Origin of the sequence: Tissierella simiarum, assembly GCF_018917865.1 — a bacterium.
Taxonomy (GTDB): Bacteria; Bacillota; Clostridia; order Tissierellales; family Tissierellaceae; genus Tissierella_C; species Tissierella_C simiarum.
This window is the reverse complement of record NZ_JAHLPM010000008.1, coordinates 1-15191: the sequence shown is the minus strand read 5'-3', so window position 1 is coordinate 15191 and position 15191 is coordinate 1. Positions and strand designations below refer to the sequence as shown.

14 protein-coding genes and 2 riboswitches are annotated in these 15191 nt (G+C 34.1%); of the genes, 11 read left to right on the top strand and 3 right to left on the bottom strand.

Features of this window, described 5'->3' with window-relative positions:
* The first annotated feature begins 10 nt into the window (after positions 1–10).
* The 11 genes from KQI42_RS10135 to rlmD all read left to right on the top strand — a co-directional run bounded on the left by KQI42_RS10135 (position 11) and on the right by rlmD (position 10165).
* A complete protein-coding gene (locus tag KQI42_RS10135) occupies positions 11–745 on the top strand; it encodes an ABC transporter ATP-binding protein (RefSeq protein ID WP_216519448.1) in 735 nt (244 codons plus the stop codon).
* On the top strand, positions 732–1475 hold the full coding sequence (locus tag KQI42_RS10130) for an ABC transporter permease (protein ID WP_246566369.1): 744 nt from the start codon (positions 732–734) through the stop codon (positions 1473–1475). The genes KQI42_RS10135 and KQI42_RS10130 overlap by 14 nt, the downstream gene beginning before the upstream one ends.
* 237 nt (positions 1476–1712) lie before the next feature.
* Entirely contained in the window at positions 1713–2417 is a 705-nt protein-coding gene (locus KQI42_RS10125) for a response regulator transcription factor (RefSeq protein ID WP_246566367.1), read from the top strand.
* A complete protein-coding gene (locus tag KQI42_RS10120) occupies positions 2417–3331 on the top strand; it encodes a sensor histidine kinase (protein ID WP_216519446.1) in 915 nt (304 codons plus the stop codon). The genes KQI42_RS10125 and KQI42_RS10120 overlap by 1 nt, the downstream gene beginning before the upstream one ends.
* A 68-nt stretch (positions 3332–3399) precedes the next feature.
* A complete protein-coding gene (locus tag KQI42_RS10115) occupies positions 3400–4317 on the top strand; it encodes an ABC transporter ATP-binding protein (RefSeq protein ID WP_216519444.1) in 918 nt (305 codons plus the stop codon).
* Positions 4314–5048: an ABC transporter permease gene (locus KQI42_RS10110; RefSeq protein WP_216519442.1), complete on the top strand. Its 735-nt coding sequence runs from the start codon at positions 4314–4316 to the stop codon at positions 5046–5048. The genes KQI42_RS10115 and KQI42_RS10110 overlap by 4 nt, the downstream gene beginning before the upstream one ends.
* 172 nt (positions 5049–5220) lie before the next feature.
* Positions 5221–5877 carry a biosynthetic peptidoglycan transglycosylase gene (locus tag KQI42_RS10105; protein WP_216519440.1) on the top strand — a complete coding sequence of 219 codons (657 nt, stop codon included), beginning with the start codon at positions 5221–5223 and terminating at the stop codon, positions 5875–5877.
* 111 nt (positions 5878–5988) lie between these two features.
* A riboswitch (TPP riboswitch) is annotated at positions 5989–6087 on the top strand.
* 86 nt (positions 6088–6173) lie between these two features.
* Positions 6174–6272, top strand: a riboswitch (TPP riboswitch).
* Positions 6273–6343: 71 nt separating this feature from the next.
* On the top strand, positions 6344–7156 hold the full coding sequence (thiD, locus tag KQI42_RS10100; protein WP_216519438.1) for a bifunctional hydroxymethylpyrimidine kinase/phosphomethylpyrimidine kinase: 813 nt from the start codon (positions 6344–6346) through the stop codon (positions 7154–7156).
* A gap of 112 nt (positions 7157–7268) precedes the next feature.
* Positions 7269–8093 (top strand): hydroxyethylthiazole kinase, encoded by an 825-nt coding sequence (gene thiM / locus KQI42_RS10095; RefSeq protein ID WP_216519436.1) that lies wholly within the window; start codon positions 7269–7271, stop codon positions 8091–8093.
* Positions 8077–8709: a thiamine phosphate synthase gene (gene thiE, locus KQI42_RS10090; RefSeq protein WP_216519434.1), complete on the top strand. Its 633-nt coding sequence runs from the start codon at positions 8077–8079 to the stop codon at positions 8707–8709. The genes thiM and thiE overlap by 17 nt, the downstream gene beginning before the upstream one ends.
* Positions 8710–8803: 94 nt before the next feature.
* A complete protein-coding gene (rlmD, locus tag KQI42_RS10085) occupies positions 8804–10165 on the top strand; it encodes a 23S rRNA (uracil(1939)-C(5))-methyltransferase RlmD (RefSeq protein ID WP_216519432.1) in 1362 nt (453 codons plus the stop codon).
* A gap of 318 nt (positions 10166–10483) precedes the next feature.
* Here the strand turns inward: rlmD and KQI42_RS10080 are convergent, their stop codons facing one another.
* From KQI42_RS10080 to KQI42_RS10070, 3 genes are all read right to left on the bottom strand, one after another.
* Entirely contained in the window at positions 10484–12991 is a 2508-nt protein-coding gene (locus KQI42_RS10080; protein WP_216519430.1) for a DEAD/DEAH box helicase, read from the bottom strand.
* Positions 12992–14848 carry a site-specific DNA-methyltransferase gene (locus KQI42_RS10075; protein ID WP_343231682.1) on the bottom strand — a complete coding sequence of 619 codons (1857 nt, stop codon included), beginning with the start codon at positions 14846–14848 and terminating at the stop codon, positions 12992–12994.
* A gap of 113 nt (positions 14849–14961) precedes the next feature.
* Positions 14962–15191: integrase core domain-containing protein (locus tag KQI42_RS10070; protein WP_216519428.1), on the bottom strand; the 230-nt coding region annotated here is incomplete at its 5' end.

Sequence of the window (15191 nt, the reverse complement as noted above, 5' to 3'; positions counted from 1 at the left end):
GGTTTGAAATATGGAAACAACAATTAAAGTTGATAAGCTATGTAAGTCTTATGCTGGAATCCGTGCAGTTGAAAATCTTGATATTTCAGTTTCCCGGGGTGAGGTATTCGGTTTGCTTGGAGCAAACGGAGCAGGCAAAAGTACTACAATTGAGTGCATACTGGGTACAAAAAAGCCAGACGGCGGAACAATTTCTATTTTAGGAATGAATCCCCATACAGAGCGAAAAAAGCTGTTTGAGAGAGTGGGGGTTCAATTTCAGGAAGCAAACTACCAGGATAAAATAACTGTTGCAGAGCTATGTCAGGAAACATATTGCCTTTATAAAAAGCCTGCTGATTATGAGGCTTTGCTGAAACAATTTGGTCTGGAAAACAAAACAAAAAATATGGTAAATGAATTATCGGGAGGACAAAAACAAAGGCTATTTATTGTACTTGCATTGATCCCGAATCCGGATGTTGTGTTTCTAGATGAATTAACAACAGGGCTTGATACAAAAGCAAGGCGCAGCGTATGGAATAGCTTGCTAGAATTGAAGAAGAAAGGTTTAACAATCTTTTTGACCTCTCATTTTATGGATGAGGTAGAAACCTTATGTGATAGGATTGGTATTTTGAAAAACGGAAGATTGATTTTCAGTGGAACAGTGCAGGAAGCCATTGATGCCAGTCCTTGTAAAAAATTAGAAGATGCATACCTTTGGTATACAGGTGAGGAGGAATTAGATCATGAAAACATTTAGTACCATGTTAAAGACAGAACTTAAATTGTCTCTTCGAGGGATGGACATGTTTATATTTGCCCTATGCATGCCGGTGGTAATGGTCATTATACTTGGTATCATATATGGTAATAAACCTGCTTTTGATGGGGCGCAATATACTTTTTTAGAACAGTCATTTGGGGCAGTTTCCACAATAGCTATATGTGCTGACGGAGTCATGGGACTTCCATTAGTCATATCTGATTATCGAAACAAAAAAATTCTGAAACGATTTAAAGTAACTCCAATAAGTCCGGCATTGATTTTAATGGTACAGGTCACAATTTATATGCTTTATTCAATCGTTTCTCTTATTCTTGTTTATGCTGTGGCAGCACTCTTTTTTCAGTTCCATTTTGCTGGTTCTATGCTACAATTTTTAGGTGCATACTTTTTAGTTATGCTGTCAATGTTCAGCATTGGTATGATGGTAGGTGGAGTTTCACCGGATATGAAAACCGCCAGCGTGATTGCCAGTATTTTATACTTCCCGATGCTTATTTTTTCAGGAGCAACTTTGCCATATGAAGTGATGCCATCTGCACTTCAAAAAGCAGCTAATTTCTTGCCATTAACGCAGGGAATAAAACTACTGAAAGCAGCTTCACTTGGTTTGTCTACTAAAAATGTGATGTTTTCAATTATTGTTATGACTGTTCTTTCAGCCGTTTGTATTATCATTTCAATTCGTTTCTTTAAATGGGAATAAGATAGGGCAAAAAGCGGTGGGCGTGAGCACTGCCGCTTTTTTTGTTTATGAATATTACTTAGGTCACACTAGTGATGGCATAAAAATTATCTTTAGAATTTATAAAGATGTTTATTATATTATTTAGTTATCATTCCAGTAATTGTTTGAGAAGTAATAATACGAGTAGAAAATGATTATTTAGTGTGATAGGATGTAAATGAAAAGATAAGGTATATTCAGATTGGAGGAAGCAATTTGGAAAAGATAATCAAAATCTTGATTATTGATGATGATATGGATTTAGGAAAATTACTTGTAAACTGTTTAATGAAGAAGGATTATCAGCCGACCTATGTTGAAAATGGAATTTTAGGGTTGGAAAAAATGAAAACAATCAAATTTGACCTGATTATTTTAGATATAATGTTACCAGAAATAGACGGTTTTTCTGTAATGAAAAGCATAAGAGAAATTAGCAATATTCCTGTTTTAATGTTAACTGCAAAAAGTGAAGAAAGAGATAAGGTAAAGGGTCTCCAATTAGGGGCAGATGACTACTTGACAAAACCTTTTGGTATTGATGAATTTTTAGCAAGAGTTAACTCAATTATAAGGAGAGCAAATTACTATAATCAACAAATGGAAAAGGGGATTATTAGATATGGGAATATTGAATTAAACAGCTATTGTAGGACTTTAAAAGTAAATTCTGAAGAAATTCCATTATCAAATAAAGAATTTGATCTATTGCTACTTCTAATGGCTAATAAAAATCAAATTTTTACAAAGGAGCAACTATATGATCAGATTTGGGGATTTGAAGGGTATGATTCTTATGATGAAAAGAATATGGTATCGTTTATAAGTAAATTACGAAAGAAGGTATTTTATGGCAATGAGGAGTATGGAGGTTTTATTGAAACAGTATATGGACTAGGATATCGATGGAGGGTAAAATAATGTTCTATAGGAAATTATTATTACTTATTTTGCTTATTATTATAGTCTATTTAATTTATAAGAGATACATGGAAAAGAAAAAATTGACGTGGTTAAAAAATCTTTTAAGAGAAGTAGAATCAGGAGATTATGGTAAGCGTGGAGTAATACCTCCCAATGATGAATACTCAGAAATTTACTATCTTATTAATGAAATAATAAGAAAAAATCAAAATGATATTATCCAGATAAATAGACTAAACCAGCAAAATAAGAGAATGCTTACAAGCTTATCTCATGACATTAAAACTCCTGTAGCCTCACTTTTAGGATATTTAGAGACTATAGATAAGGGGTTAGTAGATGGAGTTGAAAAAGAAGAATATCTTAAAATAGCGTTGAATAAGACTTATAAGCTAAAAGAATATATAAATGATTTGTTTCAACTGCTTCAGCTAGAATCAGGGGAATACATGTTAGAAAATCACCCTTGCAATATATGTGAGGAAACTAGAAAAGCTTTTATATCATGGGTCCCTATATTAGAGGAACACAATATTAAATACAATGTAAGTATTCCGGAAAATAGAGTTGTTACCATATTAGATGTAAAAGCATATGAAAGAATTTTAGATAACCTGATTAAAAATGCCACAATTCACAGTAAATGTGAAGAAATAACTATTACTTTAATAGAAAAAGAGGAAATTGTGCAAGTGAAAATAAGTGATAATGGAATAGGAATACCTGAGGATTCTAAGGATATGATTATGGATAGATTATATAAAGTTGATGAATCAAGAAATACTAAGGGAAGTGGACTAGGGCTTGCTATAGTAAAAGAACTATCGGATAAATGTAACATGTTATTAGAATATAATAGCGAAGAAGGAAAAGGTTCATCTTTTATCCTAGGTGTAAAGAAAGCTCTTTAGAGCTTTTTTTAATTGGTTATGATTTGGCAACATTTCATAGATATAATTGAAAATGAGGAGGGAAAAGAATGGAGAATATAATTAAGGTAAAAGGATTAACAAAAAAATATAATAACTTTTTAGCCTTAGATAATGTTTCCTTAGAGATTAAAAAGGGCAGAATTTATGGAATTTTAGGAAGAAACGGCGCTGGGAAGACAACTATTATGAAATCAATTTTAGGGCTTACGTTTCCGACTAGCGGTGAAATCTATATTAAAGGTGCTCCTATAGACTATAAAGATAAGAAGCAATTTTTCACTATTGGATCTATGATTGAAACTCCTGCTTTTTATTCTAATTTATCAGCGAGAGAAAACTTAGAATTATTTGCCTTAATAAGGGGTATTACTCAAAAGAATGCCATAGAAAAAGCTTTGGATATAGTTGGCCTAGAAATTAATTCTAATAAACCCTTTGCATCATTTTCAATGGGAATGAAACAAAGACTTGGGATAGCTAATGCCTTATTACATGAACCAGAAGTGCTGATCCTAGACGAGCCTACTAATGGATTAGACCCAATGGGGATAGTTGAAGTAAGAAATATTTTAATTGATTTATGCAGAGATTTCAGTAAGACCATTTTGATCTCTAGTCACATATTATCTGAAATAGAGAAAGTTGCTGATGATATTGCTTTTATTGAAAAGGGTAGAGTAGTAGAAGAATCCTCTATGGAAAGCATTAGAAGTAGGTGCGGAAAATATACATCTTACGTAGTTTCAGATGTGTATAATTCAGCAAGGTTATTAGAAGAAAACTATGAGAACCTAAATTATATTGTTATAGACAATAAAGAGATTAGAGTTTTTGAACTAAATGATAAAACAAATAGTATTAACCGACTATTAATAAATAATGGTATTGATGTGTTTCAAATAACTACACAAAATGAAAGCCTAGAAGAATATTTTAAAAAACTTACAGGTGGTGATGGTAAATGAAAAATGGAATAATTGTTGAATGGAAGAAGATTAGACATAAAAATATGCTAAAGACTTCTTTAGTAATTATTTTCTTATTTATAACTATAATTGTACTTAAAGATATTTTTATAAACTTAAGAGTCAGAGAACTAGGAATAGAATCTTGGATTATTTCATTAGATACCATATTGATTTTTATGATTATACCGGCAATTAGTGGAATACTTTATACATCTATGATTAATAGTGAATATGCTGAAAGAACAATAGTAAATTACATATCAGCTATAGTTAATAGAAATACCTTTATTATGAGCAAGCTAATAGCATGGATGTTTTGCCATTTATTGATGGTTTTAATAGTATGTTTGGTAGCTTATATAGGCTCATTAGTGATATTTCCTACAACTGATTTAATGATGAGATTTTATGATTTTGGAGTTCATTTTTTAAAATCTGCTTTATTTAGCTTTTTTTCACTTGCATTGTTAGTACCTATATCTATATTTCAAAGATCATCCTATGTTCCTTCAATTGTAGCAACCTTAGGAATAGCAGCAGTTGGAGTTTCAGCAACATATTTGACGGGGATATTGCCATTTATATTACCTTGGACAGCTGCCTTTATTTTAAGTCAGCCGATTTCAGTGCCTAATAATTTAAAGATACTAGGATATGTAATTATAATTGTGTTCTCATTACTATTCTATATCTTAGGTTTAGTAATGATAAATCGTCAAGATATGTAGAATAGCTAGTAATAGAGAAACACTTTTTAATGAAAGAATTAAATAATGCTATTTATATAATTTTTGGAGATGCTCTTTTCTTATTCTTACAAAATTGTTAGTAGGATGTAAGGCAAATGTACGAATAATATATTATAATTAAGTTAGTAGAATGCGAAAGGAGCAGGTCGAGATGAAAAAGAAAATACTTACTTTCATTATATGTGTTTTTCTTATTGGTATTTTTGTATTAGGTATATTTGCAGCTCCGACTATTAGTACTGGATATAAAATGTATAAGTCTGCTATAAATGATAGAAGTCTTGAAGATGCAATTAACCAAATTAAAGACGACGAAAATTATGTAACACTGGATAAAATATCGGATGAGTATTTAAAACTTGTTTTAAAGTCAGAGGATAAGCGATTTTATTATCATTTTGGTGTTGACTTTATTGCAATAGGGAGAGCTATGTATAATAATTTTAAAGCCCATTCTTTGGTACAAGGAGGAAGCACAATAACTCAACAACTTGCGAAAAATTTATATTTCTCCTTTGAAAAAAAGTATGAGCGTAAGATTGCAGAGACTTTTGTAGCAATTAATCTTGAAAAGATGTTAACAAAAGATGAAATATTGGAATTATACTGTAATATTGCCTATTTCGGTGAAGGTTGCTATGGACTTAAAAAAGCTGCTAATTACTATTACGGAGTAGAGCCTATAGATTTATCAGCTGAACAGGCTTATGCCTTGGTGTATACCTTAAGAAGTCCAAATTATTATAACCCCAATGTTTATAAGCCGATATCAGTCTATAAATTTTTGTCTTATCAACATGCTGTCTAGGAAAATTGTAATTTATATTTAAAATAGTATGAATAATACCATTTACTATAAAGTGGAAAAACATGCCACATAACTTGACTATATTGTTACTATAGAATATAATTAATGTTGTTATATTTGCGGGGGGACTTTAAGTAGTTGAGAAGGTAAAACCTGACCCTTTGAACCTGTTGGCTAATACCAACGTAGGGAAGCAAATCCCATTAAGCTATTGCATTTAATTAGGGTGCTTCTCCATGTAGGGAAGGACCCTATTGTTGTTTAATAGACTATTAAATATAAAAGTTAATACAGCTTGATGTTTGCGGGGGGACTATGAGTAGTTGAGAAGGTAAAACCTGACCCTTTGAACCTGTTGGTTAATACCGGCGTAGGGAAGCAAAATATACTATTGTATATAAATAGGGTGCTTTTCTATGTAGAGAAGTACCCTATTTATATATGTATAAGAAAAGGAGGAATTTAAATGAAAAAGGTACTGAGCATTGCTGGTTCTGATTGCAGTGGAGGTGCTGGAATACAAGCAGATTTAAAAACGTTTTCTGCACATGGGGTATTTGGTATGAGTGTTATTGTTTCAGTAGTGGCAGAAAATACGAGTCGTGTTATAGATATACAGGATATTACACCAGATATGATTGAAAAACAGATTGATGCAGTATTTGAGGATATAGAAGTTGATGCCATTAAAATTGGTATGCTATCTACTAAACCTTGTATGGAGGCAGTAGCAAAAAAGATGGAGGAATATAAGCCTAAGAATATTGTAATTGATCCTGTCATGTATGCAAAAAATGGTTGTTCCCTTATGGATGATAATTCTATAGAAACGTTGCTTAAGGTTGTGCTACCTTATGCCGATTTACTTACACCTAATATTCCAGAGGCTGAGAAAATATCGAATATCAAGATAAGCAATAAAGAAGATATGAAAATAGCAGCAAAAATTATTTATGAAATGGGCTGTAAAAATGTTCTTATTAAAGGTGGTTATTATATTGAGAATGCCCTAGATGTTTTATATGATGGCAAAGAGCATTATTATTTTGAAACTAAGCGAATAGATACAAAAAATACTCATGGAACTGGATGTACTTTCTCTTCAGCTATTGCTTCCAATCTTGCACTTGGTATGACTATGCCCACTGCTATAAAACAGGCTAAAGAGTATATTACAACAGCAATTGAACATTCATTAGATATTGGTAAAGGTAATGGACCGACAAATCATTTTTATGATCTATATAAAAACGGTTTGGACGTTAGTGAAGATAAATAAGATTACCATTTGACAACTTTTTATAACTCTATAGTGGGAATTATATTAACTATAATAGTAGAAATTAGAGCCATATGCTTTATTATAAATAAAAGAAAGGAAGGGAATACTAATGAATCATTTAACTAGCGCTTGTATAGATTTACTTAAGGAAATTAGAGTGAAAACTCCATTGATTCATAACATTACTAACTATGTGACAGTAAATGATTGTGCGAATGCAATTTTAGCAATTGGAGCATCCCCTATAATGGCTGACGATATTGGAGAAGTAGAAGAAATTGTTTCTATATCTTCAGCTCTTGTAATTAACATCGGAACCTTGAATCAGCAGACTATCACTTCCATGATTGCGGCGGGAAAAAAAGCCAATGAACTTCATATCCCTGTAGTTTTAGATCCAGTTGGAGCAGGTGCTTCTTCACTGCGAAACAAAACGACACAAGAAATTCTTTCACAGGTAAAAATAGATGTAATTCGTGGAAACTTATCAGAGATTTCATTTGTAGCAGGACTAAAATCTTCTACAAAGGGCGTCGATACTGCAGAAGAGGATGAAAAAAATGATGCAGTAGATATTGCAAAATTAATAGCAAATAAATACACATGTGTTGTAGGAATTACAGGAGAAGTGGATGTCATTTCAGATGGAATTCGAGTTGCTAAAATATCAAATGGTAATAAGCTTCTTTCCAAAGTGACTGGTACAGGATGTATGACTTCTTCCCTTGTAGGGAGTTTCTGTGGTGTAACAAAGGATTATTATACAGCTGCAGTTGTAGGAATTGCTACCATGGGAATTGCTGGTGAAATTGCATTTTTAAAAGCTGGAGCAGCAGGAACAGGTAGTTTTCACATAGGTATAATTGATGCTTTATCAAATATGGACGGTATACTTTTTAAAGAAAGGGCGAAAATAGATGAAACCCAATATTGATTACACATTATATCTTGTAACTGATAGAGAACTTATGAGTACTGAAAATTTAGAAATTGCTGTAGAGCAAGCTATTTTAGGTGGTTGTACGGTGGTGCAACTTCGAGAAAAAGATTGTTCCTCTCTAGAGTTTTTTCAGACAGCTATAAAAATAAAGGAAGTCACAGATAAGTATCAGATTCCTTTAATCATTAATGACCGAATTGATATTGCATTGGCAGTTGATGCTACAGGTGTGCACATTGGACAGAGTGACATACCAGCAAATATTGCAAGAAAACTGATTGGTAACAATAAAATTCTTGGCGTGTCTGCATCTACTTTTGAAGAAGCAATAAAAGCCCAGGAAGATGAGGCAGATTATCTTGGAGTTGGAGCAATGTTTAATACTGGTACCAAAACAGATGCAAAGATTACGCCTATAGATGAGCTTGTGCAGATACGGAAACACATTGAGTTACCCATTGTAGTAATTGGGGGAATTAATGAAACTACTATACCAAAGTTTGAAGGCATAGATATTGATGGTATTGCAGTAGTCTCAGCTATTATTTCCAAGCCAGACATAAAGGCGGCAGCTCAAGAATTAAAAAATATGTTTAGGAAAAGCTTATAATAGTAATTTAAAAGAAATATAATAGAGCACTTTTATTAAACAGTAAAAGAATATATAATTTATCCTAGATGAAAGTATATTAGGAGGTTTTTTTATGGAGATACCAGTAAAAGTTGGAGACGTTTTAAAAGGAGAAATAAAAGATTTAAGCCATGAAGGGAAAGGTATATTAAAGGTAGATAATTTTACTTTATTTGTTGAAGGTGGCTTAATTGGAGATATAGCTGAAGTAGGAGTGATCAATGTAAAGAAGAGATTTGGTTTAGGTAAAGTTTTAAATATAATTGAACCTTCTAAAGATAGGATAAATTCAAAATGTAATATATCAAATATTTGTGGTGGATGTCAGTTTCAAGAACTTCAATATATAAAGCAACTTCAATGGAAAAAGAATAAAGTAAAGATGGACTTAGTAAAAATAGGAGGAATTTCTCAAGTTGAAGTTAATGATACTTTAGGAATGGAAGATCCTCTTAGATATAGGAACAATGTTCAAATACCAGTAGGTTTCCAGGATAATAAGGTAGTTTTAGGATTTTATGAAAAAGGCAGCTATGAAATTGCAAATATGAATAAATGTATTATTCAACCAGAGATTGGAGATAAGACAGCTGAAATTATAAAGAATTGGATGGAGAAATATAATATAAAGGCCTATAATAAGGTAAGTAAAAAAGGAATTCTTCGCCATATTGGAATAAGAACTAATAAAGATAATAAGGCTATGTTAATACTGGTCACAGCTGTAGATAAGCTACCTTATGAAAAAGAGCTAATAGATATGCTAATAAGTAATTTAAAAGATATAGAAAGTATTTATCAAAATATAAATAAAATGAATACATCTGTTACTTATGGAAGAAGTTTTAAAAAACTTTATGGAAAAGATAAGTTAATAGATTGGATTGGTGATTATAGATTCTATATATCGCCTAATTCATTTTTTCAAGTAAATAGAATTCAAAGTAAGGTTTTATATGATAAGGTAGTAGAATACTTAGATTTAAGAAAGGAAGACACAGTTTTTGACCTTTACTGTGGTATAGGCACTATATCATTATACTTAGCCTATAAAGCAAAAAAAGTATATGGAGTAGAAATAATAAAGGAAGCAATATTAGATGCAAAAGAAAATGCTAAGCTAAATAATATATCTAATGTAGAGTTCATAGAGGGAAAAAGCGAAGAAATATTTCCTAGACTTATGAAAAAAGGAGTTAAAGGAAATAAAGTAGTATTAGATCCTCCAAGGAAAGGCTGCGAAAAAGAAGTATTAGAAACCATAATTGAAATGGTACCAGAAAAGGTAGTCTATGTTTCCTGCAACTCTACAACTATGGCCAGAGATGTGGCTTTTTTAGTGGAGAATGGATATAAGGTAGAGGAAGTTCAACCAGTAGATATGTTTCCTATGACGAGTCATGTGGAGTGTGTGGTATTGATAGAGAGGGGATAGGTTGAAATAGCTGGGTTAAAGGCATTTTAAGTGAATATGTAGGTGTGTTTTTGTTCCCCTAGGCGATGAGTCTAGGGGAATTTTTCTAGGGGGGTCTATTGTGTACGCAAAATGGATACTATTATGCGGAAAGATAGATTTTCTTCTCGATTCTTCAAAATGTAATAAAGTAAGAATTCATAAATAAGGGGTTTCCATACATTAAGTTTTCTCATAATCAATATACCAGAGTACTAATATTGGGAAACCCTTATCATTAATAGATAAAAACAAATTAGATTTTTTACTGGGGTGGAGGAGACAGGATAGATGTATTATTTAATCTTCTCGTACAGCATCTGTATCGAAAATTCTATCAAGCTCCTCGTTTGATGTAATGCCACGAACTTTATTCCTAATCGTTGTTTTTCCCATATCCAGTCGATAGAAATGTTCACGACCATCTACACCTTTTTTTAGTCGGATAAGTTGAATCCTGCCAAATATATCCCAATGCTTCTCTGCGAATTTTGCTAAACCCACTGCCTTAGGGTAATTATCTTTACGGCTGGGATCGTGTGGTTCTAGAATATCAAAAACATAACCTTGTGCATCAGATCTAACAATCACTAAATCCGGGAACATAGAAGTGGTGACACCGCTCACTTCGTAAGGGATTTCAAGTGACCACTTTTTACGGTCGAGATTACGTAACCAGCATACAGCACCATTGTTGAGTTCTTCTGTAACAACTCCGCTTTCCCATGGGTTCAGTGATGTTTCAAATGTGCCATCCTCAGAACAATAAAGGTGCTGCTCAAATTTCATGCTATTATCTGGTACAGAAAAATCGATTGAATCTGGTAATATCCATGGTACAGATATCGGTTGTACAGAAGCATTAGTTAATCTTTCATAAACATTTTTACGTGCCTCATTTAGTCGTGAGATGGCTCTCTTGTTATTTTCATATAATGCAATGAATTCTTCCTCTGCAAAGGCGTTTATCCTCTCCATTGCGTCGGTATCATTTGTAAGAACGATAATTTCCTTTTTTACATCGATATGATCACGGGTACTATGGCGAATCCAATATTCCTTGTGTAATCCTTCTCCCAACAATCTACCGGCTTGTTCAAAATGTCGTGAAATATCAAATTCTGATACGGTCATAGTCTGGGTTGCCTCATCAAAGGAATAGGCATTGTCTCCATACTCAAATATCAGTGTGCCAAGAGCAAAACCAGTAATTGACGCTCCTCGGGCGTCAAAGTCCCCACTTTCTTTTATCCGTGAAATCTCCTCATCCATTTTTGATAAAACTGCGGTTTTGACAGTCTTCTGGGCTTCCAAGTCAATACCGTCCATGGTCAATGCACGAGAAATCTGTATTAACAATTTAAGTGGCGCCTGCTTACGGGCTGTATCTATTCGATAGGTGATGAGATTATCCATCGCATCAAAAATATCAGAATATTCTAAGTTTCGTCCGAGTGTAACAAGCTCCTTATTAGTTCCTGTTTCTGTAGGCATAATCGCTTCACTGTCACGTAGAGCATTAACAACGTTCTTTACTGTTTCTTCATCAAAATATGGAAGGAATAGGCTGACACTATTAAGCTCAGCATCGGAAGAAATCCTTCTTGCCAGAGGGGTACGAATCATGCGTCCCAGCAACTGAGCAATATAAGTATAATCTTGGGCACTGCGGAAGGACATCATCGTTTCCGCACGTGGACAATCCCACCCCGTGGAAAGATTCATTTTGAAGAATACAACTATTACATTTTCCTCATCCTGAATTCGTGAAGCTTCGATTTGCTGAATTTCAACGTCACGCACTTTAAGAGTACCACGGTCATTAAAAGTATGTACCGCTTCTCCAGGCTGTAATTTGCGTCCCAGCGTTTCTTCTAGTAAATCGATGCAAGCCCCCAAATCGGTTTGGGTTGCTATGCGATCATTTCCATCTTCAACTTGAATAACAAGTATAGGGTTTACCATTTTTTCGCCTTCACGCTCACAGTAAGACTCCCAGTGATCACATTTCTTGCGCCAATTATCTACCGCTCCTTTAAACATGGTCATATCGGCACTTAGTTGAATATCTGGGTAATGAATGATGATTCTATCCTTTAGAAGGCCAGACTCACGTACTTGCTCTGGTGGAACGATAACTTTTTGAACCGTTGATGTCGTTCCGGCAATCAAGTTATCAAATCTCTGGGGTGTTGCGGTTACACCGATAACTAGAGGCATAACGCAAAGGCCATCTTCTCTGCTGCCTTTAATAAATTTTTGTATTATGGATTGTGCCTTGTTTTCTGCTTGAACTGATGTATAGGTGCCCCTATGTGCTTCATCAATCACTACATAAAACTTTTTTGGATTACGTTTAGCAGTGTTAGTGAGAGTTTCCCAGATAGAATACTGACGCTTATCAGATGTACCTGTCAGTAGTTTATCTGAACCAAGTTTTTGAGTGTTCAAAAAGTAAATGCAGCCACCCTCAAAATACTCTGCATTGAAGGTTGAATCTATTGTCACTAAATCACGGACGCGGATTTTATCGGATTTACTTTCAATTTTTAACCTTGTTTGCTCGTTAAGCTCAGGTGAATCGGAAAGCCAAATGAAAATAGAATCTGGTTCTCCAATGTTGTCCGCACTCCCATATAATATATCTTCAAAAAGTGTTGTCATAATTATCGTTTTTCCTGAACCCGTAGGCGCAGAAAAGGAAATTATCTGTGGGTCGCGTTCACTCCACATTAAATGTGCCTTGTTGATTTTATCATGTAGCTCAGAAAGTGCCGTCTCCTGAAAAGGAAATAATATATCTCTCATTTATGAATCCCTCCTGCTTCCTAAGACAAAGTTATCGATATAATCTCGATATAATTGATATGTGTTATTTACTTTTACTCCGGCAGTCATTTCACGGAATGCTTCCTCGGAGTTAGTTACAAAATAGACCACTTGGATACCGATCTCTTCAGAAAGCTTTTCGGCAAATTCTGCGAACCGTGTTTCATCAACTAAAATAGCAAAGCCATTTTGCGGAAGAATTAACATTTCTGGTTCTTCATTGCAATTTACTTCTGGTCGCTTTCCGATAGCTCCAGATTTGAGCCAAAGTAATGGTAGTATTTCATGGAACTGTTGGCCCAATGAAACAAGATTTTTATCCAAGAATTCTAGCTTGAAGTATTCAGCATTTGCAGGAAAACCATCGCTCATTGGACGTTTAACTTGTGATGTTACACTAATGGGGCCTAGCAATTCTGAAACACGTGTCTTGATTGACTTAAATATGGCAGTCGATTTTGAGGCTATATAAAAGTCTGTAATTTGATCCTGTTCTTCAATGGCAGATAACCACTCATCAACTGCATTTACATCAAAAAGAATTGATGACGTATGTTTATTCGAAACAATGAATTTACAGTCTTTGGTTACTAGTGATTGCGGCAATTGTGACTTTCCTTCCTTATTTCGAAGTAAAGAAACAATTTGCTTTTTGGCAGTTACTGTTAATTCTGTAGGATTATCTACAAAACTTAACTGATAGAATGAGCGGTCTACTTCATCAGATACAGTCTGAGTAGTGAAGTACTCACCCGTTAAGACAGAGCCATCATCACGTCTTCCAAGGATACTATACTTTGTTCTAGGCCAAGTTATGGCACGACAAATTCCATGTTTTTCCCATTCAATATCACCAGGCTTATAGCCATTTTTTTTCAAGGTTTTTGATTCATCATCTGAGACCTCGTTATTAGTTACTAAAATGCAGCGGCGGTTTCCGTTGTCCTCAGCATTAAGTAAATTTACTGCGTGTAATGTGGTACCACTACCTGCAAAGAAGTCAACAATCAATGCGTCTTTCTTACCCGAAACTGCAAATGTCAGTGCTTCGCGGACTGCATAGAGTGATTTGGGGTATGAGAAGCCACCACCAAGTATGGCCTTGATCATATCTGTACCGTGGGCTTCTGCATTACATAACGGATCAGTCCAGACAGTTTTAGGTGGTTCGCTTTCCCTACGAAGAATTACTTCTATTCGGTCTCCTCGCCTTTCAATATACATTCGATCCCTAACAGATTCTACAGTATCTCGTCCATATCTCCATTTCTTTTCTATGCCGTTTTTATCAATAGGCCAGACATAAATGGTACCATCTTCGTTATGTTCTACTTGTGCTGTTGGATGTAATTCCTTATCAAGTAAATCACCGAAACCGATAATGTTATAATTCGAGTCTAAAATTACGGGATAGAAACATGTTGCACCTTCATAACGACCTGAGGTACTTCCCCAACGTCTTAGATTATATACATCGCCACCAGTATGCTGTTTACGGTAAATAATACTATCAGCTGAATATGAAAATATTGCATATTCGTGAGTCACAGAGAATTTTTTACCCTGAGTTCCACCGGGATTATGCTGAATGGTTACGCAAGTATGAGTTAAGTTTGGAAAAAGCTCATGAAGTAGAACCCATAGATGCGCATATTCATTATCATCTATTGTAGTAATCAAAACGCCATCATCAGCAAGTATTCTTTTTGCAATCTTTAATCGTTTTTGCATCATTGAGAGCCACTTACTGTGTCTCCAGTTATCACTAGAATCGACATAGTCATTATTGTATTTCCAATCCCGCGCACCTGTGTTGTATGGGGGGTCAATATAAATACAATCAACCTTCTTAGGGTAGAGGTATTCCAGTAACTGAAGGGCATGATAATTGTCTGCTTCAATGATTGGACCTATGTCAATATAGTAGACACATTTTTTCGAACATTTTCTTAAGCTGATTCCCTAGCATTCTCCTCACATTGCTGGGGAGTAATATAACCAATAGAGCTATGTATTCTTTCTCTGTTATACCAAGACTCTATATATTCAAATATTGCTAGCCTTGCTGTATCAAAGTCAAAGTACTTAACTTGATTAACTTCTTCTTTCTTTAAAACTGAATGAAAGGATTCTATACATGCATTATCATAAGGATTACCTTTGCCACTAAAAGAATGAG

Bases quoted from the DNA above. Each gene is read 5' to 3' on its own strand.
- thiE (WP_216519434.1), top strand. From the start codon at position 8,077: ATGAAACCCAATATTGATTACACATTATATCTTGTAACTGATAGAGAA.
- thiM (WP_216519436.1), top strand. From the start codon at position 7,269: ATGAATCATTTAACTAGCGCTTGTATAGATTTACTTAAGGAAATTAGA.
- KQI42_RS10080 (WP_216519430.1), bottom strand. From the start codon at position 12,991: ATGAGAGATATATTATTTCCTTTTCAGGAGACGGCACTTTCTGAGCTA.
- KQI42_RS10115 (WP_216519444.1), top strand. From the start codon at position 3,400: ATGGAGAATATAATTAAGGTAAAAGGATTAACAAAAAAATATAATAAC.
- KQI42_RS10105 (WP_216519440.1), top strand. From the start codon at position 5,221: ATGAAAAAGAAAATACTTACTTTCATTATATGTGTTTTTCTTATTGGT.
- rlmD (WP_216519432.1), top strand. From the start codon at position 8,804: ATGGAGATACCAGTAAAAGTTGGAGACGTTTTAAAAGGAGAAATAAAA.
- thiD (WP_216519438.1), top strand. From the start codon at position 6,344: ATGAAAAAGGTACTGAGCATTGCTGGTTCTGATTGCAGTGGAGGTGCT.
- KQI42_RS10110 (WP_216519442.1), top strand. From the start codon at position 4,314: ATGAAAAATGGAATAATTGTTGAATGGAAGAAGATTAGACATAAAAAT.
- KQI42_RS10135 (WP_216519448.1), top strand. From the start codon at position 11: ATGGAAACAACAATTAAAGTTGATAAGCTATGTAAGTCTTATGCTGGA.
- KQI42_RS10120 (WP_216519446.1), top strand. From the start codon at position 2,417: ATGTTCTATAGGAAATTATTATTACTTATTTTGCTTATTATTATAGTC.
- KQI42_RS10130 (WP_246566369.1), top strand. From the start codon at position 732: ATGAAAACATTTAGTACCATGTTAAAGACAGAACTTAAATTGTCTCTT.